This window comes from Pseudomonas sp. FSL R10-2189, from assembly GCF_009600325.1.
Taxonomy (GTDB): Bacteria; Pseudomonadota; Gammaproteobacteria; order Pseudomonadales; family Pseudomonadaceae; genus Aquipseudomonas; species Aquipseudomonas helleri.
Map to the genome: position 1 here is coordinate 87,502 of NZ_WIVZ01000006.1, position 22,367 is coordinate 109,868.

Consider the following 22,367-nt stretch of genomic DNA (forward strand, 5'->3'; position numbering starts at 1 on the left):
GAGAGATAACAGTGAGCGATTTTGTTAACTGCCACGGCCTCAAGGTTGCACCCGTGCTGCACCACTTCATTGAACACGACGTGCTGCCGGGCACCGGGCTGGATGCGCAAGCGTTCTGGAGCGGTTTCGCCGGGCTGGTGCACGAACTGGCGCCGATCAACCGTGCCCTGTTGGCCGAGCGTGATCGTCTGCAAGGCGAACTCGACACCTGGCACCGCGCGCATCCTGGCCCGATCACCGACATGGCGGCGTACCGCAGCTTCCTCAGCGGCATTGGCTACCTGCAGGCGCCACCCGATCAGGTCAAGGTCAACACGGCCAACGTCGACAGCGAAATCAGCACACAGGCCGGGCCACAGTTGGTGGTGCCTGCCGCCAATGCGCGCTACGCCCTGAATGCGGCTAACGCCCGCTGGGGTTCGCTGTACGACGCGCTGTATGGCACCGACGTGATCGCCAATGACGGCGGCGCTGAAGCGGGCCGCGCCTACAACCCGCTGCGCGGGGCCAAAGTAATTGCGTTTGCCCGGACGTTTCTGGATCAGGCGTTCCCGCTGCAAAAGGGCTCGCACGTGGATGCCACGCGCTACCAGATTGAAGGCAGAACCCTGCTGGTCAGCCTCAAAGATGGCAGCCAGAGCGGTTTGGCCAACACGGCCCAATACCTTGGCTATCAGGGCGACCCCGCCGAGCCGACGGCCATTGTGCTCAAGCACAATGACCTGCACGTTGAAATCCAGATCGACCGCCACAGCGTCATCGGCCAGTCGGACGCCGCAGGGGTCAAAGACCTGCTGATGGAGGCCGCACTCTCGACCATCATCGACTGCGAAGACTCGGTGGCGGCGGTCGACGCAGACGACAAGGTGCAGGTCTATCGCAACTGGCTGGGCTTGATGAAGGGCGACCTTAAAGAAGACCTGGTCAAAAACGGCAAAACCATCACCCGACGCCTCAACCCCGACCGCGAATACACCGGCGCCGACGGCTCGTCGCTGACACTGCCGGGGCGCTCGTTATTGTTTATTCGCAATGTCGGGCACCTGATGACCAACCCGGCGATCCTCGATAACCAGGGACTGGAAATTCCCGAAGGGATTCTCGACGGCGTCATCACCAGCCTGATCGCCGTGCATGACCTGCAACGCCGGGGCAACTCCCGCGCTGGCAGCGTGTACATCGTCAAACCGAAAATGCATGGCCCGGCCGAAGTGGCCTTCGCCGAGCAGTTATTCAGCCGGATCGAAGACCTTCTGCAGCTCCAACGCCACACCCTGAAAATGGGCATCATGGACGAAGAGCGGCGCACCAGCGTCAACCTCAAGGCCTGCATTGGCGCCGCCGCGTCACGGGTGGCGTTCATCAACACCGGCTTTCTCGACCGCACCGGCGACGAAATCCACAGCGCCATGCAAGCCGGGGCGATGCTGCGCAAGGGCGACATGAAAGGCACGCCGTGGATTGCCGCCTACGAGCGCAACAACGTGCTGGTGGGGCTTGACTGCAACTTGCGCGGCCGCGCACAGATCGGCAAAGGCATGTGGGCCATGCCGGACAGGATGGCCGACATGCTGCAACAGAAAATCGCCCACCCCCAAGCCGGTGCTACCACCGCCTGGGTGCCCTCACCGACGGCGGCGACCCTGCATGCGCTGCATTACCACCAGCTGTCGGTACACGACGTGCAAACCACCCTCGAACAGACCCGCTACGCCGACGTCAGCGAATCCCTGCTTGAAGGGCTGCTGACCGTGCCGGTGGTGAGCAAGGCCGAATGGTCAGCGGATGCCATCCGCGAAGAAGTCGAAAACAATGCCCAAGGCTTGCTGGGCTACGTGGTGCGCTGGGTTGAACAAGGCATTGGTTGCTCCAAAGTGCCCGACATTCACGACGTGGGCCTGATGGAAGACCGCGCGACATTGCGTATTTCCAGCCAGCACATCGCCAACTGGCTGCTGCATGGCGTGATCAGCCGCGAGCAAACCCTCGAAATCTTGCAGCGCATGGCCCGGGTGGTTGACCAGCAAAACGCCGACGACCCGCAGTACACGCCCATGGCGGCAAATTTTGATCAATCGGTCGCGTTTCAAGCGGCGTGCGCGTTGGTGTTTGAAGGGTGCGCGCAACCCAATGGCTACACCGAGCCGCTGCTGCACACGTTCCGGCTGGCGTATAAACAACCTTAACGCAGCCTCGCGCTGCTCGGCAGCGACTACAGGGATGACAAACGTGTAGTCGCTGCCGAGCAGCGCGAGGCTGCGATCTTTAAATCGATCGCAACATGCCAAAACGTAGTACCCCTCTATTACCTGCCCTCCTGCAATTGGTCTCATGATCCATTGGAATGTGCTTATAACAAGAACCAGAATTCCAAGGCAGGATGAGGCAATGGCAAAGTTTATTCATTCCATGATTCGCGTAGGCGATCTCGAAAAATCCATGCATTTCTATCAGCAGGCGTTTGGGCTTATCGAGTCGCATCGCCTGGAGTTTGACGATTTCTCGTTGGTGTATCTGCGCGACATCGAGAGTGGCGCAGAAATAGAACTCACCTGGAACAAGGGCCAAACCGAGTACACCCACGGCACGGGCTACGGGCACGCCGCCTTCGTGGTCGATGATCTCGATGAGCAGTTCAAGCGCCTTAGCGACTTGCAGTGGTCGCCCGCCCCCATCAAAGAATTTAAAAGAGACGGCGAACTGCTCGCGCGGTTCTTTTTTATCCAGGACCCCGATGGCTACAAGATCGAGGTGCTGCAACGTGGAGGCCACTATCAATAGAAACACCTGATTGCTTTTAACCAGCGTCCGGCTGGACGGGCTTACCGCTGTCACCCGCTCCTGCCAACCCGCGACCTGTGATTTGCCTGTGACACTGTTACTCCTATAAAAATAACAAGGAGACATTTCATGCAAGACCTAAAGGTCAATCGTCGTCGCTTCCTGCAAGGAAGTGGCGGGCTGCTGTTAGGCACCCTCATGTTCAGCTCCGGCCCTATTGCGCTGCTGGCTCCCAGTCAGTCCTGGGCCATGGAAATGAACACACTCCCCAGTGATGCGGCGTCGCAATTGTTGCTTGTGGTGCGGCGCATTTATCCCCATGACCGTATGGAAGACGCTGTCTACGCCTTTGCTGTGAAGGCGCTGGATGAGCGCGCATCGGCCGACCCTTCAATTCTGCCGCAGCTGGAGAAAGGCCTCGCCGAACTGGACACGCTGGCGGGCGGCAAGTGGGCGAGCCTGGATGAACACCAGCAAGTGGCCCTGCTCGAAAAAATCCAGAACAGCGACTTTTTCAAGTTGGTGCGCGGCACGTCGGTCAATTCGCTCTACAGCAATGAACTGGCCTACGAGCACTTCGGCTACGAAGGTGCCTCCTTCCCTAAAGGCGGCTACCTGATGCGCGGCTTCAATGACCTGAAGTGGCTACCCGCCGCGCCAGCCGATGCCAGTCCCAGTGCGTTTTGAGGAGCAGCGAACATGACGACTTACAGTTTTGACGACGATTCGGTAGTGATCATCATCGGCTCCGGCGCAGGCGGCGGCACGCTGGCCAACGAGTTGTGCCAAAAAGGCATCCCGGTGGTGTTGCTGGAGGCCGGTGCACGGCAATCCCCGGCAACGTTTATCAACGACGAATGGCCTTCGTTTGCGCAATTGTCCTGGGGCGACACCCGCACCACGTCGGGCTCGTGGCAGATCGCCAAAGACTTCCCCAACCTGCCCGCCTGGATCTGCAAAACCGTGGGCGGCACCACCACCCACTGGGCCGGTGCCAGTATTCGCCTGCAAGAACACGAATTTCGCGCACGCCAGATGTACGGCGAGGTCAAAGACGCCAACCTGCTGGACTGGCCCTTGACCCTGGCTGAACTGGAGCCTTATTACGAACGCGCCGAAAACAAAATGGGCGTGACCCGCACCCACGACATCCCCGGCTTACCGGGCAACAACAATTTCCAGGTGATGTACAACGGCGCCAAAAAGCTCGGTTACAAGGAGTGCTCAACCGGGCACATGGCAATCAACAGCCGTGGCCGCGACGGGCGAGCACAATGTATGCAGCTGGGGTTCTGTTTCCAGGGCTGCAAGATGGGCGCGAAGTGGTCCACGCTGTATACCGAAATCCCCGCCGCCGAAGCCACCGGCAAGCTCGACTTGCGCACCCAGGCCCATGCTGTGCGCATCGAACACGACGCCAAGGGCCGCGCCAATGCCGTGGTCTATGCCGATGCCCAAGGCCAGTTGCACCGGCAAAAAGGCCGTATCGTGGCGATTGCCGGCAATGCGATTGAAACCCCGCGGTTGTTGCTCAACTCGTCCAGCGCGATGTTTCCCCACGGTCTGGGCAACGGCTCGGGGATGGTCGGCAAGCACTACATGCGCCACACCACCGGCTCGGTATTCGCCGAGTTCAACGACCCGGTGCATTTCTATCGGGGCACGATCATGGCGGGGCTGATCAGTGACGAGTCGCGCTTCAACCCGGATCGCGGGTTTGTCGGCGGCTATGAAATGGAGACCATTTCCCTCGGCCCATCGTTTATGGCAGCGTTTTTTAATCCGGGCGCCTGGGGCCGGGATTTCACCCGCGTGATGGACAACTACACGCATCTGGCGGGCATGTGGCTGGTGGGTGAAGACATGCCCCGCGAGACCAACCGCATCACCTTGAGTGACACCAAGGATCACTTGGGCATCCCCGTGGCCAACGTGCACTACGACGATCACCCCAATGATCTGGCCATGCGCGAGCACGCCTTCAAACAAGGCAGCGCGGTGTACGAAGCGGTGGGCGCGCTGAAAACCCACCGCGTGCCGCCCTACCCTTCAACCCACAACCTGGGCACGTGCCGCATGAGCCTGAAAGAGGCTGACGGGGTGTGCAACAAACACGGCCAGAGCCACGAGGTGCCTAACCTGTTTATCTCGGACGGAAGCCAGTTCACCACCAGCGCGGCCGAAAACCCCACGCTGACGATTGTCAGCCTGGCCATCCGGCAAGCGGATTACATTGCCGAGGCCCTTAAAACCAAGGCCGCATAACGTTGACATCAAAAGATCGCGGGCCTCGCGATCTTTTGATCTTGATATCGCCCCGCGCTTTCCGTATTGCGGAACAAATTCCGCATCTGTGATACTGGCCGCCCTTCTGACTGGCCAGGAACTCTTCTCCATGACCCATCGCTTGCGTGCCGATGCCGTGACGCTGCGTTACGAGCAACGGACGATTTCGACCGACCTTTCGGTCAGCATTATCGATGGCTCGTTCACCGTGATCGTCGGCCCCAACGCCTGTGGCAAGTCGACCTTGTTACGCGCCTTGTCCCGTTTGCTGACCCCGGCCAGCGGCCAGGTGTTGCTCGATCAGCAGGTCATCACGCAGTTGCCGGCCAAAGAAGTTGCCCGCACCCTCGGTTTGTTGCCGCAAACAGCGGTGGCCCCCGATGGCATCACCGTGGCCGATCTGGTCGCCCGTGGGCGTTATCCGCATCAGTCTTTTTTGCGCCAGTGGTCGCAGGCCGATGAGCAAGCCGTCAGCGCGGCGATGGCGGCAGCGCAGGTCACGGAACTGGCCGGCCGCTTGCTGGACGAACTGTCCGGCGGCCAGCGCCAGCGTGTGTGGATCGCCATGGTGCTGGCGCAGGAAACACCGATCCTGCTGCTGGATGAACCCACCACGTTTCTTGATATTGCCCATCAGATCGAGCTGCTCGAACTGCTCGCCCGCCTCAACCGCGAGGGCCGCACGATAGTCGCCGTGTTGCACGATCTGAATCAGGCCTGCCGTTACGCTTCACACATCATTGCGATGAAAGATGGTGCGATTGTCGACCAGGGCGCTCCCAGTGAAATATTCACCGAAGCGCTGGTCGAGCAAGTGTTCGGCCTGGCGTCGGTGATCATTTCTGACCCGGTCACCGGCACCCCGTTGGTGGTGCCCAAGGCCCGAGCCATCGACTAAGGCTTACTCGCCACCCTGCCAGGGCAAACCGCCGGTGGACTGATTGACCCGATTGGCCGCATGGAACAGCGCCCGGCGATCTTCGGGCGATTTCAACTGGCCCAGATCGGCCACGGTGGTCATCACGCAGACCAGCTCACCCTGGGCGTCAAACACCGGGGCGGCCTGCCCGGTCACGTTCGACAGCAGGTGGCTGGTGAGCTCGGACCAGCAGGCACTGCGCACATCTTCAAGCACCGCTTTGGTCGGCGGCGTACCGCGAAAATGCGCGGGCTGTTGCTTGCGCGCTGCATCAATCGTGGTCTTCGGCAAAAACGCCTGAAACACCAGCCCGCAGGCGGTGTTGTCCAACGGCAGGATATCGCCCAGGGCCAACGGGCTGATGGAGAAGTAGGCGCTGCGATACCAGCGCACCAGCGTCGGCCCGCGGTCGGTCCAGATCGCCACCCCGCCACTGGCGGCATGCTGGTAGGCCAGGGCTTTCATTTGCGCGGCGGCGATTTCTACCGCATCCACACGTTTGAGGGCGCCAATGCCAATGCTCAGTGCCGCCGGGCCCAGGTCATACAGGCCGGTGGCCGGGTCCTGTTTGGCCAGGCCTTCCTTGACCAGGCTTTGCAGGTAGCGATGGGTCGTGGAACCGCCGGTACTGGTGCGCCGGGCGACTTCACCCAAGGCCAGTTCGCGCTCAGCGCTGGCCAGCACATTCAAAAACCGTGCAGCAATGGCCACCGACTGAATCGTACCCGAGCGCTTTTCGTTCGGGGTCTCGGGGACCTCGTCGTCCACGCTGGCCTTCAACTTCTTCAAATAACCTCTCCTCGCCACTGTCTCGCAGCAGTCTCTCAATAGGCATCCATCGACGACGCGATGACGCAACGGCGATGCGCATGATACCGACTTTAGCGTCCCTTACCGCGGACAAAAAAAGCAGCGTAGTTCACACCGACAAATACCGCATAGAGGAATCAATTCTTTATTGAGGAACGTAATAGCTACATGCTAGGATCGCCATTAACGAGGATCATTCTCATTTGGAGCATCTCTTGAAGGCCTATCCATCCCGCAAGCTGAGCCGTGGATTCAGCGTTTTAACCTTGTCTACCCTGCTTGGCGCGTCCTGTGCGCTGGCAGAAGAGAGCGTGGTCAGCGAGAAAAAAACATCGCTGGTGTTCGAGCCGATTACCGTCACCGGTGAGAAACTTGAGCGTGACTTGAAGAACACCGCCTCCTCGGTCACGGTCATCAGCGGTCGCGAAATCGATCAGCAAAAAACCGGCGACTCAACGGTTCACGAAGTGCTCCAGGGCGTGCCCAACGTGATCTACACCGACACCGTGGGCGCTCCGGTCATTCGCGGGATGGACAGCCAGGGGCCGAACAACGGGCAAAACGTGTTCTGGGGCGGCACCGTGCCCCGCGCGACGATCAACCTGGACGGCCATTACCTGAATTACAACGAGATGTTCTTTGGCGCGACGTCGGTCTGGGACCTGGACAGCATCGAAGTGTTCCGCGGGCCGCAAACCACCTCGCAAGGGGCCAACGCGATTGCCGGGGCGATCATCGTCAACACCAAAAACCCGACCTTCACCCCCGAAGCGCTGTACCAGGCCGAAATCGGCAACTACAACCATAAACGCACCTCGATTGCCCTCTCCGGCCCGTTGATGGGCGAAGACCTGGCGGGCCGTCTGGCGGTGGATTACTCGGCCCGCGACACGTTCATTGACTACACCAGCCCCAACTTCCAGAAGGGCAAGACCGATCAGGACTTCAGCGCGTTGAACGCCCGCGCCAAATTGCTCTGGCTACCCAGCTCGATCACCGGGCTGGAAGCCAAGCTGACACTGGTCCATAACGACAGCAACCGCCCCAGCCAGGAAGCAGCCTCCGAGCCTTTCCACAAGCTCGACCACACCACCACGACCATGCCGTCATGGGAGCAGACCACCAACACCGGGATCCTCGATGTCAGCTATGACTTCGACAACGGCCTCAAACTGTTCAACCAGGCGCAGTACTCGCACTCCAGCGTTAAACGCTACACCGGCATTCGCGGCCAGGGCGACGCCGACGTCAAGCAGAACAACCTGTCCAACGAAACGCGCCTGACCTTTGGTGACCAGCACAGCGAATTCAGCGGCGTCGGCGGCGTGTATGTGGCCCGCACCAAATCCGATGAATCCCTGTTGCTGTCAGGGCTGTCGAGCTTTGATGACACCAAGGAAAACTACGGCGTCTTCGGTGAATTGAATTACCGCCTGAACGATCGCTGGACCCTCAGCAGCGGCTTGCGTTATCAGGAAGACCGCATTGACCGCCAGGGCACCTCGGTGCTCGCCCCCGGCCCGCTGGACTACCAGAAAACCTTCTCGGCGTTTCTGCCCAAAGTGTCGCTGGCCTTTGCCGCCACCCCGGACTGGACCGTCGGCGCGATGGTCAGCCGTGGCTACAACCCGGGCGGCATGTCGCTTAACCTGAGCACCCGCCAGTGGCAGGACTTCAAGGAAGAATCGGTGTGGAACTATGAACTGTTCACCCGCGCCAACCTGCTCAATGACCGGCTGATCCTCAGCGCCAACCTGTTCTACATGGACTTCAAGGACGCGCAGTACAACATCCCGGTGGTGATCTCGCCCGGCGTCGCCCAGTCGTACACCATCAATGCCGAAAAAGCCCACGGCTATGGGCTTGAGCTGGGCGCGGACTACCAAGTGCTGGACAACCTCAAACTGCGCGGCAGCGTCGGCACCTTGCGCACCCGCATCGACAAGATCTCCAGCAACGAATCGTATGAGGCCAATGAATTTGCCCGCTCACCCGGTTACAGCCTGAGCTTTGGCCCGAGCTGGGACATCACCGATAAAGCCAACCTGTCGGTGCAAGTGCGGCACTTCGACGGCTACTACTCCGACACCGCCAACACCAAGAGCCTGAGCATCGACTCGTACACCCTGACCGATGCGCGCATGAGTTATCGCTTCAGTGAAGCGGTCGAGCTGTATGGCTACGTGAAGAACGTCTTCGACGACCGCTCCGCCATTTACATGCAGCAAAACCGTGGCATCGGCGGCCTTGAAGCGAGCATGACCACACCCCGGATGTTCGGCGTCGGGGTCAAGGGCGCGTTCTGACCCCCCGCCCCTCTGTAGGAGCGAGCTTGTCTCGCGATCTTTTTGTTTAGGTCACAAAGGTTTGATCATGAGTCGCAAAAAACACCTGCACATCGGTCTGTCCCTGGCGCCCACCTGGTTGAGCGGCGACGGCTGGAGACGCGAAAACAGCAACATCGAAGGGATTTTCACCGCTGATTACGCCATTGACCTGGCCCGCCGCGCCGAAGCCGCACACCTGGACTTTGTGTTCCGTCCGGACGTCAGCAGCATGCCCACCGAAATGCTTGCCAGCGGCTCGGGCTTTGCCAGCCTCGACCCCACCGTGCTGCTGGCGGCCGTCGCCCGGGAAACCACGCATATCGGCCTGGTTTCAACCGTCTCGACCACCTTTTTTCCGCCGTACGTGGTTGCCCGCCAGCTGCAATCGCTGAACTGGGTGAGCCGTGGCCGCGCGGGCTGGAACATCGTCACAGCCCTGCAAGGCCATGAAAATTTTGGTCTGGAACACATGCCCAGCGCCGAAGAGCGCTATGAGCGCGCCGCCGAATTTACCCAGGTGGTGCAGGCGCTGTGGGCGAGTTTCCCCAGCGAAGCTTTGCAGATTGACCGCGCCAGCGGCCGTTATGCGGACGTGGCCCAAGTCAACCCGATCAACCATGACGGCAAGCACCTCAAGGTCAAAGGCCCGCTCAATTTGCCCGCCTTCCCCGACACCCGCATCCCGCTGATTCAAGCCGGCGCGTCAGACTCGGGGCGCGATTTTGCGGCCTCGGTGGCTGACCTGGTGTTCGCCCCGACGCCCGATATAGAGGCCGCCCAAGATCTGCGCCGCGACCTGTCTGAACGTGCCCAGCGCCACGGTCGCAACCCGGCGGATATTCGTTTGTTGCCCGGCCTCAGCCTGTACCTGGCCGCCACCCGCGAAGAAGCCCGCGCCCTGTTTATGCAAACCCATGCCCGCCTCGACCGCACGCGCAAACTGGCGTCGATCAAAGACATGATCGGCCTCGACCTGAGTCACTGGGCAGCCGATCGCCTGGTGACCAGGGCCGACCTGCCTGAAGTACCGCCCAGTGCCGGGAGCCGTACCCATAACAGCCTGCTGCGACGCCTGATCGAACGCGAATCACTGACCATTGACCAACTGCTGCTACGCCCGGAAGTGATTTCGGCGGCGCACTGGCAAGTGGTGGGCACTGTCGACGATGCCGTGGAGCAGATCCTAGAATGGGCCGACTCGGGTGCCATCGACGGCTTTATCGCGGCGCCGGGAGGGGCTGTCGAGTCCGTGCATTTATTTCTGCAGCAGGTGATGCCGCGTCTGGTACAAGCCGGGCGTTTCCGCGAGCAATACAGCGGCTCGACCTTTAACCATCACCTGAACGAGCCATGCACCGATGATTAAACTGCGCGCCCTGCCCCTGTTGTCGCTGGCGGCATTGCTGCTGGCCAGCGTCGCCCACGCCGCCGACACACCCCGGCGCATCGTCTCGACCACCCCCAGCGTGACCGGCATCTTGCTGGCCATGAACGCGCCCTTGATCGCCACCGCCGCGACCACTCCCAGCCGGCTGTCTGACGACAAGGGCTTTTTCACGCAATGGGCTGAGGTGGCCGACCAGCGCGGGGTGCAAGTGCTGTACAGCAATTTGCTGTTCGACATCGAAGCGGTGATCGGCCAGGACCCGGACCTGCTGGTGCTGTCTGCCACCGGGGCCGACAGCGTGATTCAGCACCAAGGCGAGCTGCAAGCCCAGGGCATCAACACCACCGTGGTCAACTACTCGAACCAGAGTTGGCAGCAAATGGCGGTTGAGTTGGGCAAGGTGACGGGCCTGGAACAGCAGGCACAGGACGCGATCAAGCGCTTCGACGACTACACCGCGCAAGTTGCCGCGACCCTGACGCCGCCGGCCGAACCGGTAAGCGTGGTCGGCTACAACATTGCCGGGAGTTACTCGGTCGGCCTGCCGAGCAGCCCGCAGGCGCGCCTGTTGTCGGCGCTGGGTTTCAAGGTCGCCGGCTTGCCCGAGGCGCTGGACGCGCAAGTGCGACGCAGCTCGGACGTGGGCTTTATTTCCCGTGAAAACCTGTCCAGGGCGATTGTCGGTGACAGCGTGTTTTTACTCGGCGGCAATGACGCCGACGTGCAAGCGTTTCTCGCGGATCCGGTGCTGGCCAACCTGCCTGCGGTGATCCATAAACGGGTCTACCCGCTGGGAGTCAGCTCGTTTCGCATCGACTATTACTCGGGGCGGCAAATGATCGACACCGTGGCACGGAGTTTTCACTGAGTGAGGCCATTGTCTTTGCAATACACCGCACGCGGTGATGCCCGCCAACGCAAGCGTTACCGGGGGCTGATCGGCGGCGTTGCGCTGCTGTTATTGATGAGCGTGCTGAGCCTGACGCTGGGCTCACGCTCGATTGATCTGGCGCAGGTGCTGGACGCCCTCAGGCACTACGACCGGCATAACGACTTGCACCTGATCGTGCGCGAAATGCGCGTGCCGCGCACGTTGGTGGCGATCCTCGCGGGGCTGGCCCTGGGCGTGGCCGGGGCGATCATGCAAGCCGTGACGCGCAACCCGCTGGCTGAACCGGGCCTGCTGGGGATCAACGCCGGTGCCGCGCTGGCGGTGATCATCGGCGCGGTGGCGTTCCATGTGGTCACGCCACTGGCCTATGTCTGGTTTGCCTTTATCGGCGCCGGGCTGGCCGGGATAGCGGTGTTCATCATCGGCCAGGCCCACTCCAGCGGGAACAACCCGGTGCGGCTGGTACTGGCCGGGGCCGGGTTGTCGATCATGCTGACCTCGATCACCGGGATTTTCATTCTCAATGCCCCCACCGAGGTGTTCGATCAGTTCCGCCATTGGGCTTCCGGTTCACTTGAGCGCAGCGGGCTGGAGGCGGCTGCCGTCTTGGCCGTGGCGGTCAGCCTCGGCTGCGCGGTGGCCCTGCTGATTGTCAGCAACCTGAACATTTTGGCGTTGGGCAAGGACTTGGGCCTGGCACTCGGCGCCAGCCCGCGCTCGACCTGGCTGCTGGCGTGCCTGGCGGTCATGCTGCTGGCCGGGGCAGCCACGGCCGGGGCCGGGCCGATTGCCTTTGTCGGGCTGGTGGCACCGCACATTGCCCGCTTGCTGGTGGGTCCGGATTATCGCTGGATCCTGCCCTACTCCGGGCTCTACGCGGCAATCCTGCTGCTGGGTGCCGACGTGCTGGGCCGGTTGGTGGTCGCCCCGTCTGAAATCGCTGCCGGGATCGTCGCCCTGTTGCTCGGCGGGCCCTTCTTTATTGCTGTGGTGCGCAAGTACCGACTGAGCCAACTATGAAAAACAGCCTGCCCGCCGTGGTTCGTTTCGCCCACTGCTCGTTTGTCTGGCGCCCACGGGCGGCATTGATCGGCGCCGGATTACTGCTCTTGGCACTGCTGCTGGCCGTGCTGTTGCTGGGCATCGGCACCTTGCACCTGAGCCCCGGCGAAGTGCTCGCCAGCCTGTTCGGCCTGGGTGACAATCCGACGGCCGAGCGGATCATTCAGCGGGTGCGTCTGCCCCGCGTGCTCACCGCCGTGTTTGTCGGCGCCGCGTTGGGCATGGCCGGATCGGTGTTTCAGTCAATCTCGCGCAATGCGCTGGGCTCGCCGGACATCATCGGCTTTACCACCGGCGCAGCCAGCGGCGCCATTGTGCAAATCATCCTGTTCAATGCCGGTCCGTTGGGCACCTCGCTAGCGGCCGTGCTCTCAGGCGTCTGCACAGCCGCCGTGGTGTTTGTCCTGTCTCTGAAAGGCCGCACCACGGGAGGCTATCGTCTGGTGTTGGTGGGGATTGGCGTCGGCGCCATGCTCACCGGCCTCAACACTGTCTTGCTGGTGACCGGCGACCTCGACCAAGCCATGACCGCGCAACTGTGGTTGTCGGGCTCGCTGAACACCCGCACCTGGTCCCACGTGGTGCCGGCAGCCCTGGGCTTTGTGCTGATCGTGCCCATTGCGATCTACCATGCGCGGCCGTTGAACATGCTCGAGATGGGTGACGACACCGCCTGCCAACTGGGCGTCCCGGTTGAGCGCTCGCGACTGGTGATGGTCATGGCCGCCGTGGGCTTGACCTCGATTGCCACGGCAGCGGCCGGGCCGATCAGCTTTATCGCCCTGGCAGCACCGCAACTGGCCAGACGCCTGACCGGCTCACCGGACATCCCACTGGTGTCCGGCGCCATCATGGGCGCCCTGCTGTTACTCAGCGCCGACTTGGTGAGCCAGCGCTTCCCGCTGAACCTCAACCTGCCCATCGGCCTCACCACCGGGCTGTTGGGCGGGTTTTACCTGCTGTGGCTACTGACCCGAAGTCGCAAGCCAATCGGCTAACCCTCCCTGTAAGAGCCCCCCTCACCCTAGCCCTCTCCCGAAGGAGAGGGAACCGATTGGGGGATGCTGACGACTGTCGGTGGCTTGTTTGCTGTGCGACAGCACGGAATCGAAGACGGGACGGCCCCTCTTAAAGAACGCATTCCCACGCCAAAAATTAATTCCTCAGCAATCCACAGAAAAGCCGTTGTGTCCGCTCGAAGACTGATGTTATGTTGATAACACCAAGAGTGAAAATGACACTCACATAACACTCACCTGTCGGCGCGCGTTGATCTTTATGGAAAAAAACAATTTTTTTCAGTTGCTGGAAAACGAGTTTTCCAGCATGACGCCGACCGGCAAACGCATTGCCAGTTACTTGCTCGGCAACCCGCAACAGCTCCCTTTCGAGTCCGCTGACAGCATTGCGCTGCAAGCTTCAACCACCGGGATTTCGGTCGGGCGGTTCTTGCGCTCGTTGGGTTATCAGAACCTCGACGACGTCAAACAGAGCTTGCGCGGTGAAGTGCCTGCGTCCTGGTTGATCACCGACCGGATTGCAGCCTTTCGCCTTGAAAGCAACGGCGGCGACGCGCTTGACCGTTCGATGCAGCGTGAAATCGAAGCGATCCAGTACGTCTATGAAGTGGCGCGCAGCGAAGCCTTTGCCCAGATCGTCAAACGCATCCACGAAGCCGATGCCGTGTTCATTATCGGCATCCAGTCCACCCGCGGGATTCTCACGGCCTTTCACAGCCACCTTGAGTACATCCGCCCCAAGGTTTTCTACGTAGACGGCCTGTCCGGCATTTATGCCGAAACGCTGAACTCAGGCTTCGACAACCCCTATGCGATCATTGCTGACTTTCGGGCGTATTCCAGCGTGACCCAGACCTTCTGCCAGGCGGCTCTTGAAAACGCATTGCCGCTGGCCCTGATTACCGACCTGCAATGCCCGTGGGCCCGCGACTACGCGCTGGATCTGTTGCAGATCAAAACCGATGTTGGCCAGTTCTGGGATTCCCCGGCGCCGCTGGCATGCCTGTTGAATCTCATGGTTTCAGCTGTTGCGCAGCAATATGGCGAGCATCTGGACGAACGTTTGGCCAAGAATCGTCAACTGCAAAAAGCCTTCGGCCAGTTCGAAGGTTAAGCGCATTGCCCCAACCGATTTCACCAGGAGTGAGTGTGTGAATCAGAGCGTTACCAGTCCCAGCCCACTGATTGAGATTGATGCCCGGCAGTTTCAGGTGCAGATCAACATGATCTACGCCACTGCCGACAATCTGGCCGGCAAAGTGATCTACCCGACAACCCGTTGCCTGCTGCATCGCGATGCCGCTGCCTGCCTGCGCAAGGCCAGCGAACTGGCGCGACTGGCCGGTTACAGCCTGCTGATTTATGACGCCTACCGGCCGCCTGCTGCGCAGTTCCTGTTGTGGGAAGCCCTGCCCAACGGCGACTACGTGCGCGATCCGCACCTGGGCTCACACCACAGTCGTGGTGTCGCGGTTGACCTGACACTGGTGGACGGCGACGGCGTAGCGCTGGATATGGGCACGGGTTTCGACACCATGGAAGAACCCTCGCACCAGTTCTACCCACACTTGCCCGTGCAGGTGCAACGCAATCGCTTGCTGCTGTTGGGGGTGATGCTCGGAGCCGGATTCCTGCCGATCGCCAGTGAATGGTGGCATTACGAATTACCCAACGCCGACGACTACCCGTTGATCCACGAGTAACACCTGTTTGAGCCGTAAAAGGTCGATGAAACCAAAGAGTTTCAGGGCCAACGCACTGCCCGAAAAGAACAACAAAAACGCTGTAAACATGCTTCAACTGCTACTGCCCGGTTATAGATTCCAAAAAAAAACCTGACCCACTTCCAGACATCGAATGTTGAAGGAAACCGGCAATGACCGTCATGAACCCCGTGAACCGCCACACCCCTCCCCGTGCCCGCAGATTGGCGCTGAGTTTTTTGTGTGCCGCCTTGAGCCTCGGCGCCTGGCAGGCTGCTACCGCTGCCGTGGCACAGGACACGCTGATTATCGGCAAACCCGCCGACCCGCAAACCCTCGACCCCGCCGTGACGTTTGATAACAACGACTGGACCATTACCTACCCGTCCTATCAACGTTTGGTGGGCTACAAGACCGACGGTGACAAGAGCAGCACCGAAGTCGAGGGCGACCTGGCCGAAAGCTGGACCGTGTCCCCCGACAACCTGGTATGGGAATTCAAGCTCAAGCCGGGCAACAAATTCGATGACGGCAGCGCCGTAGACGCCGCAGCAGTGAAATTCTCGTTCGACCGTTTGATGACCCTCAAGCAAGGGCCGTCCGGGGCATTCCCGGAAGACATGGTGGTCACTGTGGTTGACCCGCAGACCATCCGCTTCACCCTGAAAACACCTTTTGCGCCGTTCCTCTACACCCTGGCCCACAACGGCGCCTCGGTGATCAACCCGCTGGTGGCGAACAAAGGCGCAGAAACCAACGCCTGGCTGTCCAGCCACACCGCAGGTTCGGGCCCTTATCGCCTGGCCAACTGGCAAAAAGGCCAGTCGCTGACCCTGGAACCAAACCCTCACTACGCCGGCCCCGCGCCTGCGTTGAAAACCGTGGTGTTGAAAATCATCGCCGAGCCTTCGGTACGTCGCTTGCAACTGGAACGTGGCGACCTCGACATTATTGAGGACATGCCCGAAGACCAGTTGGGGGCGCTGGCCAGCAAGCCAGGCATTGCAGTCAAAGAGTACCCGTCCCTGCGGGTGACCTACCTGTACCTCAACAACAAGAAAGGCCCGCTGACCAACGTTGACGCCCGCCGTGCGATCACCGAAGCGGTGGATTACAAGGGCATCGTCAGCGGCATTCTCAAAGACAAGGCCGAACTGCTGAACGGGCCGATCCCCAAAGGCATGTGGGCGTATGACAGTTCGCTGCCGAACATGAAGCAGGACATGGCGGCAGCAGCCGACAGCCTGGCCAAAGTGCCGAAAAAGATCACCAACCTGAGTTACATGTACTCGGACAAGGACGCCAACTGGGAACCGATTGGCCTGACCTTGCAAGCGGCCCTGATGCCGCTGGGCATTAACCTCAAGATGGAAAAAACCGCCAACGCCACCCTGCGCGAACGTGTTGGCCAGGCCGACTATGACATCGCCGTCGGCACCTGGAGCCCTGACTTCGCCGACCCGTACATGTTCATGAACTTCTGGTTCGACTCCAAAATGCAGGGCCTGCAGGGCAACCGCTCGTTCTACAGCAACCCGCAGGTCGACACGCTGATTCGTGAAGCGGCCACCACCAGCGATCAGGCCAAGCGCGTCGAGTTGTATCAGGACGCGCAAAAGCTGGCGCTCAACGACAGTGCTTACGTGTACCTCTACCAAAAGAGCTACACCTTGCCGATGCGTGATTCGGTCAAAGGCTATGTGTTCAACCCCATGCTCGAACAGGTGTTCAACCTGGGCAGCATGAGCAAGTGAACCGGCGCTTTCGTGCACGCCGCTAAAGGCGTGCACGGTTTTCTGATATCTGTCGTTTGAGTAACAGAGGTGCCTTATGGCCTTCCTGACGTTGTTGCGCAAGCGCCTGCTTGGCCTGTTGCTGGTCGTGTTCGGTGTTTCGCTGATTACTTTTGCCATTTCCCACCTGATTCCTGGCGACCCCGCCCGACTGATTGCCGGTGACCGTGCCAGCGATGAGCTGGTGGCCGGCATCCGCCATCAACTGGGGCTGGATTTACCGCTGTACCAACAATATGGCCGTTACTTGCTGGACCTGGTGCAGGGCGACCTCGGCACGTCGATCCGCACCAATCGCCCGGTGCTCGAAGACCTGCAGGCGTTCTTCCCGGCGACCCTGGAACTGGCGGTGGTCGCATTGTTTCTGGCGATTGTGGTGGGCGTACCGCTGGGTGTGTTGTCAGCCGTCTATCACAACCGCGCCATCGACCAGATTGCACGGACCCTGGCGGTCACCGGGATTTCAACCCCGGCTTTCTGGCTGGGGCTGGGCGCCATCGTGCTGTTTTATGGCCATCTGGGCTGGCTGCCCGGTGGCGGGCGTCTGTCCGAAGGGCTTGCCCCGCCAACCACGATCACCGGGTTCTATCTGATTGACGCCCTGCTGGCCGGAAACTTCAGCCTGTTTATGGATGCGCTCAAACACCTCATCCTGCCCGCCGCCACACTGGGTTTCGTGACCCTGGGGGTGATCGCCCGGCAAATTCGCTCCGCCATGCTCGACCAGCTCGGCGAGGACTATATCCGCACGGCCCGCGCCTATGGCCTGTCGCGCTGGACCGTGATCCTGCGCCACGCCCTGCCCAATGCGTTGATCCCTTCGGTGACGGTGCTCGGCCTGACCCTGGGCGACTTGCTTTACGGCGCAGTGCTCACCGAGACCGTCTTCGCCTGGCCCGGCATGGGCGCCTACGTCGTCAAGTCGATCCAGTCGCTGGATTTCCCTGCGGTGATGGGTTTCGCCATTTTGGTGTCGTTTATCTATGTGTTGCTGAACATGGCCATCGATCTTCTGTATCGCGTGATCGACCCGCGTATCGGCGAGGTGAATTGAAATGTCCGTCCCTCTGACTTCCACCGCCCCCACCCCGCGCTGGCGCGAGCAAACCGCCTACTTGATCCATCAGATCCGCCGCAGCCCGCTGACCATGGCCGGGTTGGCCATCACCCTGATGGTGGTGTTGTGCATGATCTTCGCGCCATGGCTGGCCAGCCATGACCCTAACGCCCTGAACCTCTCGGCGCGTTTGGCTGCGCCCTCTGCCGAGCACTGGTTCGGAACCGATGAAGTAGGCCGTGACCTGTTCAGCCGGGTGCTGTTCGGCAGCCGTCAATCGGTCGGCGTCGGTTTGTTCGTGGCCTTTTCTGCGTGTTTTATCGGCGGGCTGCTGGGCTGTTTTTCCGGGGTGATTGGCGGGCGTTTCGACGCCGTGACCATGCGCATGATGGACATCATGCTGTCGGTGCCGTCACTGGTGCTGATCATGGCCCTGGCGGCCGCTCTGGGCGCCAGCCTGTTCAATGCCATGTTGGCGATTACTCTGGTGCGAATTCCTTCTTATGTGCGATTGGCCCGTGGCCAGTCTTTGAGCATTCGCCAGATGGGCTACGTCAAGGCCGCCGAAACCTTCGGTGCCGAGCGCTGGCACATGGTCCACTGGCACGTTGCGCGCAACGCCATGCCACCGTTGCTGGTGCAACTGAGCCTGGACATCGGCAGCGCCATTCTCATGGCCTCGGCCCTGGGCTTTATCGGTCTGGGTGCGCAACAACCCACCGCTGAGTGGGGGGCAATGGTCGCCACCGGGCGCAATTACATTCTGGATAACTGGTGGTACTCCACCTTCCCGGGGCTGGCCATTCTGATCACGGCGACGGGCTTCAATTTGTTGGGCGATGGCGTACGCGATCTGCTCGATCCACGCCAGCAGGGGAAATAAGCATGTCGACTTGCAATCCAGTGTTGGCCATCGACAACTTGAGCCTTGAGTTCCCGGCCTACAAGAGCAGCGTCAAGGCACTCAATGGCGTGTCGTTGCACGTCAACCCCGGCGAAATTGTGGGCGTGGTCGGCGAGTCCGGGTCGGGTAAATCCGTCACCGCGATGCTCAGCATGCGCTTGCTGCCCGAGCGCAGTTACCGGATCACCTCCGGCAGCCTGAGCATGCTCGATCGCGACATGCTCAACACCCCTGAAAAAGAGCTTTTGAAGATTCGCGGCCGTGATGCGGCGATGATCTTCCAGGAGCCGATGACCGCACTCAACCCGACGCGGCGGATCGGTCGGCAAATGCTCGACGTGATCATCCATCACCAAAAAATCAGTACACAACAGGCCCGGGCCAAGGCCATCGAACTGCTGCGCGACATGCACATCGCCAGCCCCGAGCAGGTTCTGGACAGCTACCCGTTCGAACTGTCGGGCGGCATGCGCCAGCGGGTCATGATTGCCCTGGCGTTCTCATGTGAGCCGCAGTTGCTGATCGCCGACGAACCCACCACCGCACTCGACGTCACGGTGCAACGCCAGGTGCTGCTGTTACTGCAAGAAAAGGCCCGGCAAAAAGGTACCGCCATTCTGCTGATCACCCACGACATGGCCCTGGTGTCGCAGTTCTGTGACCGGGTGTACGTGATGTACACCGGCGCGGTGGTTGAGCAAGGGCTGACCGCGGATGTGATGCGCCATCCGCGCCATCCCTACACCCGGGGATTGCTCAGCGGCTTACCGGAAATGGTCGAGCCGGGGCAGCCCTTGATGACCATTCCCGGGCAAGTGCCGAATCTCTCGCGCCTGCCCGTCGGCTGCACGTTCGCGGAGCGCTGCCAGCATGCGTTGCCGATATGCAGCGAGCGGCCGGTGTTGACCGCCATCAACCACGATGAACAACGTAAAAGCGCTTGCTGGCTACCGCATAAGGAGCTTTCGTGATGAACAGTGCAGTGTCTGAATCGGTGGCCGTGGTACCTCACGAGATCCTTCAATTGACTGATGTGCGCGTGCGCTTCCCCGTCAGCAATGACTGGCTGGGGCGGCCCCGCGGCTATGCCCATGCCCTTAATGGCATCGACCTTCAGGTCAGGGCCGGAGAAACCCTGGGCATCGTCGGAGAGTCCGGCTGTGGCAAAAGTACCCTGGCGCAAGTGCTGATGGGCCTGGTTGCCCCCAGCAGTGGCGCGTTGAGCTGGGCCAACGGCAAAAAAGGCCAGGGCAGCAGCAATGTGCAAATCGTCTTTCAGGACCCGCAATCATCACTGAACCCGAGGTTGCCGATCTGGCGCATCATCACCGAGCCGCTTTATGCGCGCGGCATGCGCTCACGCGAACAGATGCGCGACATTGCCTCGAAAGTGGCAGCCCAGGTCGGTATCCGTCCGGAGTACCTGGACCGTTTTGCCCACCAGTTCTCCGGCGGCCAGCGCCAGCGGATCGCCATTGCCAGAGCCTTGTCGTCGGACCCGGACATCATCGTACTGGACGAGCCCACCTCTGCGCTGGACATCTCGGTGCAGGCGCAGATCCTCAACCTGCTGGCCGAGTTGCAACGGGCGCGCAATCTGACCTACATCCTGATTTCCCATAACGTCTCGGTGGTACGGCACATGTCTGACCGGGTGGCCGTGATGTACTTGGGGCAGATCGTCGAGCTGGGCAGCGCGGAGCAAGTTCTTGACCAGCCGCGCCACCCGTACACCCGCCTGCTCTTCGAAGCCGTTCCCCGCCTGGGCGTGCCATTGCGGGCCGAACAGGTGGCAGCGCCCACCGAATTGCCGGGCAACCGAAACCTTCCCCAGGGGTGTTTCTTCCGCGAACGCTGCAGCCTGAGCACCGACGGCTGCCAACAGCCGCAAGTGCTTGAGGCGGGGGTCCGGTGTCATGTACAGCAGTGAATAAAGCGCTGTAGCCAGCGTGCTCACGGTCTTTTGATCGGGTGTTTTGAAGATCAAAAGATCGCGAGACAAGCTCGCTCCTACAGGCGAGGTGTAAGGTTTATTAGCTGTGCAGTGCCCGCTCGTAGGCGGCCAGCACGGCTTCGTGCATGGCTTCGGACATGGTCGGGTGCGGCAGGATGCTGTCGATCAGCTCAGCTTCGGTGGTCTCCAGCCCACGGGCGATGACGTAGCCCTGGATCATTTCGGTGACTTCTTCACCCACCATGTGTGCGCCCAACAGTTCGCCGCTGTCGGCGTCAAAGATGACTTTGACGAAACCTTCAGTGGCGCCCATGGCGATGGCCTTGCCGTTGGCCACGAAGGGGAATTTACCGACGTTGATCGCCTTGCCGGCCGCGCGTGCCTGGGCTTCGGTGTAGCCCACGCTGGCCACTTGCGGGTGGCTGTAGGTGCACGCGGGGACGCTGAGCGGGTTCAACGGATGCGGGGTTTTCCCGGCGATTTTCTCTACGCAGATCACCGCTTCGTGGCTGGCCTTGTGCGCCAGCCAGGGTGCCCCGGCAAGGTCGCCAATGGCGTACACGCCCGGTTCGTCGGTGCGACAGTAGTCATCGACCTGCACATGGCTGCGCTCGACCTTGACCCGAGTTCCTTCGAGCCCAAGGTCTTCAACGTTGCCCACAATCCCCGCCGCCACCAGAACCACATCGGCCTGTAACGTCTCCTGGCGCTTGCCTTGAAGCTGCACCTGGACGCTGCCCTGCTGGACACGGCTGCTTTTGACTGCGCAGCCGGTGTACAGGTGGATGCCTTCGCGGGTCAGCGACTGGGCCACGTGGGTGCTGATGTCCTGGTCTTCGACCGGCAAGATGCGCTCGGCCATCTCCACCACTCTGACGTGGGCACCCAGGGCGTGATAGAAGCTGGCGAACTCGATGCCGATGGCGCCGCCACCAATGATCACCAAACGCTTGGGTATGCTTTTTGGCACCAGCGCTTCGCGGTAGGTCCAGAAGTGTTGGCCGTCTGGCTCCATGCCCGGCAGCACGCGGGCCCGTGCGCCGGTGGCAAGGATGATGTGCGCCGCACTTAGCTGTTGTTCGCCCTGTTCGCCGGTCACACTCAGACGCTGCGGACCATTAAGCCGCCCATGGCCGTTGAAGACCTGGACACGGTGTTTTTTCATCAGCCCGCTGACGCCGCGCTGCAATTGCGCCGCCACGTCGCGGGAGCGTTTGACGATGGCCTCCAGGTCCGGTTTGGCCTGGCCCACGTCAATGCCAAAGCCTTTGGCATTGCGGATCAGACGCAAGACGTCGGCGCTGCGCAACAAGGCTTTGGTGGGGATGCAGCCCCAGTTCAGGCAGATCCCGCCCAAGTGGGCCTTTTCGACCAGCGCCGTGCGCAGGCCCAACTGGCTGGCACGGATCGCCGCGACGTAACCGCCGGGGCCGCCGCCTACCACGATCACGTCGAAAGTGTTATCGCTCATGG

General features: G+C 61.0%; 19 protein-coding genes. 17 read left to right on the forward strand and 2 right to left on the reverse strand.

Annotated features, from left to right (window positions below):
• Positions 1-11: 11 nt before the first annotated feature.
• The 5 genes from GHO32_RS07090 to GHO32_RS07110 all read left to right on the forward strand — a co-directional run bounded on the left by GHO32_RS07090 (position 12) and on the right by GHO32_RS07110 (position 5,965).
• The gene (locus GHO32_RS07090; protein ID WP_368668396.1) at positions 12-2,186 is read left to right on the forward strand and encodes a malate synthase G; all 2,175 of its coding nucleotides are present in this window, start codon (positions 12-14) and stop codon (positions 2,184-2,186) included.
• Positions 2,187-2,388: 202 nt separating this feature from the next.
• A complete protein-coding gene (locus GHO32_RS07095) occupies positions 2,389-2,781 on the forward strand; it encodes a VOC family protein (RefSeq protein ID WP_048386967.1) in 393 nt (130 codons plus the stop codon).
• Between the two features lie 129 nt (positions 2,782-2,910).
• Entirely contained in the window at positions 2,911-3,468 is a 558-nt protein-coding gene (locus tag GHO32_RS07100) for a tat (twin-arginine translocation) pathway signal sequence (RefSeq protein ID WP_153336707.1), read from the forward strand.
• Between the two features lie 12 nt (positions 3,469-3,480).
• Positions 3,481-5,046 carry a GMC family oxidoreductase gene (locus tag GHO32_RS07105; protein ID WP_153336706.1) on the forward strand — a complete coding sequence of 522 codons (1,566 nt, stop codon included), beginning with the start codon at positions 3,481-3,483 and terminating at the stop codon, positions 5,044-5,046.
• Positions 5,047-5,176: 130 nt separating this feature from the next.
• Positions 5,177-5,965 carry an ABC transporter ATP-binding protein gene (locus GHO32_RS07110; protein ID WP_153336705.1) on the forward strand — a complete coding sequence of 263 codons (789 nt, stop codon included), beginning with the start codon at positions 5,177-5,179 and terminating at the stop codon, positions 5,963-5,965.
• 3 nt (positions 5,966-5,968) lie between these two features.
• Here GHO32_RS07110 and GHO32_RS07115 read toward each other — a convergent pair whose 3' ends face one another.
• Positions 5,969-6,754: an IclR family transcriptional regulator gene (locus GHO32_RS07115; protein WP_368668401.1), complete on the reverse strand. Its 786-nt coding sequence runs from the start codon at positions 6,752-6,754 to the stop codon at positions 5,969-5,971.
• Between the two features lie 257 nt (positions 6,755-7,011).
• Here GHO32_RS07115 and GHO32_RS07120 point away from each other — a divergent pair, with 257 nt between their 5' ends.
• The 12 genes from GHO32_RS07120 (at position 7,012) to GHO32_RS07175 (ending at position 20,870) form a co-directional block, all read left to right on the forward strand.
• Complete coding sequence (locus tag GHO32_RS07120; RefSeq protein ID WP_153336704.1) at positions 7,012-9,102, forward strand: TonB-dependent receptor; 2,091 nt, start codon at positions 7,012-7,014, stop codon at positions 9,100-9,102.
• A gap of 67 nt (positions 9,103-9,169) precedes the next feature.
• Entirely contained in the window at positions 9,170-10,489 is a 1,320-nt protein-coding gene (locus GHO32_RS07125; RefSeq protein WP_153336703.1) for an NtaA/DmoA family FMN-dependent monooxygenase, read from the forward strand.
• Entirely contained in the window at positions 10,482-11,378 is an 897-nt protein-coding gene (fepB, locus tag GHO32_RS07130) for a Fe2+-enterobactin ABC transporter substrate-binding protein (protein ID WP_153336702.1), read from the forward strand. Before GHO32_RS07125 ends, fepB begins: the two co-directional genes overlap by 8 nt.
• Positions 11,379-11,474: 96 nt before the next feature.
• Positions 11,475-12,422 carry an iron ABC transporter permease gene (locus GHO32_RS07135; RefSeq protein ID WP_153338167.1) on the forward strand — a complete coding sequence of 316 codons (948 nt, stop codon included), beginning with the start codon at positions 11,475-11,477 and terminating at the stop codon, positions 12,420-12,422.
• Positions 12,419-13,462, forward strand: coding sequence for an iron chelate uptake ABC transporter family permease subunit (locus GHO32_RS07140; protein WP_153336770.1), 1,044 nt, complete (start codon positions 12,419-12,421; stop codon positions 13,460-13,462). Before GHO32_RS07135 ends, GHO32_RS07140 begins: the two co-directional genes overlap by 4 nt.
• A 280-nt stretch (positions 13,463-13,742) precedes the next feature.
• Positions 13,743-14,597, forward strand: a complete 855-nt coding sequence (locus tag GHO32_RS07145) for a MurR/RpiR family transcriptional regulator (protein ID WP_153336771.1) — start codon at positions 13,743-13,745, stop codon at positions 14,595-14,597.
• Positions 14,598-14,634: 37 nt separating this feature from the next.
• Positions 14,635-15,186 carry a D-alanyl-D-alanine dipeptidase gene (ddpX, locus tag GHO32_RS07150; RefSeq protein WP_368668395.1) on the forward strand — a complete coding sequence of 184 codons (552 nt, stop codon included), beginning with the start codon at positions 14,635-14,637 and terminating at the stop codon, positions 15,184-15,186.
• A 182-nt stretch (positions 15,187-15,368) separates the two neighbouring features.
• Positions 15,369-16,940 carry an ABC transporter substrate-binding protein gene (locus GHO32_RS07155; protein ID WP_371924572.1) on the forward strand — a complete coding sequence of 524 codons (1,572 nt, stop codon included), beginning with the start codon at positions 15,369-15,371 and terminating at the stop codon, positions 16,938-16,940.
• A 76-nt stretch (positions 16,941-17,016) separates the two neighbouring features.
• Complete coding sequence (locus GHO32_RS07160) at positions 17,017-18,033, forward strand: ABC transporter permease (protein ID WP_153333999.1); 1,017 nt, start codon at positions 17,017-17,019, stop codon at positions 18,031-18,033.
• A 1-nt stretch (position 18,034) separates the two neighbouring features.
• Entirely contained in the window at positions 18,035-18,919 is an 885-nt protein-coding gene (gene ddpC / locus GHO32_RS07165; RefSeq protein WP_048369273.1) for a D,D-dipeptide ABC transporter permease, read from the forward strand.
• Between the two features lie 2 nt (positions 18,920-18,921).
• On the forward strand, positions 18,922-19,911 hold the full coding sequence (locus GHO32_RS07170) for an ABC transporter ATP-binding protein (protein WP_153336774.1): 990 nt from the start codon (positions 18,922-18,924) through the stop codon (positions 19,909-19,911).
• Entirely contained in the window at positions 19,911-20,870 is a 960-nt protein-coding gene (locus GHO32_RS07175; RefSeq protein WP_153336775.1) for an ABC transporter ATP-binding protein, read from the forward strand. Before GHO32_RS07170 ends, GHO32_RS07175 begins: the two co-directional genes overlap by 1 nt.
• 103 nt (positions 20,871-20,973) lie before the next feature.
• On the opposite strand, the gene lpdA is transcribed toward GHO32_RS07175, so the two are convergent.
• Complete coding sequence (lpdA, locus tag GHO32_RS07180) at positions 20,974-22,365, reverse strand: dihydrolipoyl dehydrogenase (RefSeq protein ID WP_153336776.1); 1,392 nt, start codon at positions 22,363-22,365, stop codon at positions 20,974-20,976.
• Positions 22,366-22,367 lie beyond the last annotated feature (2 nt).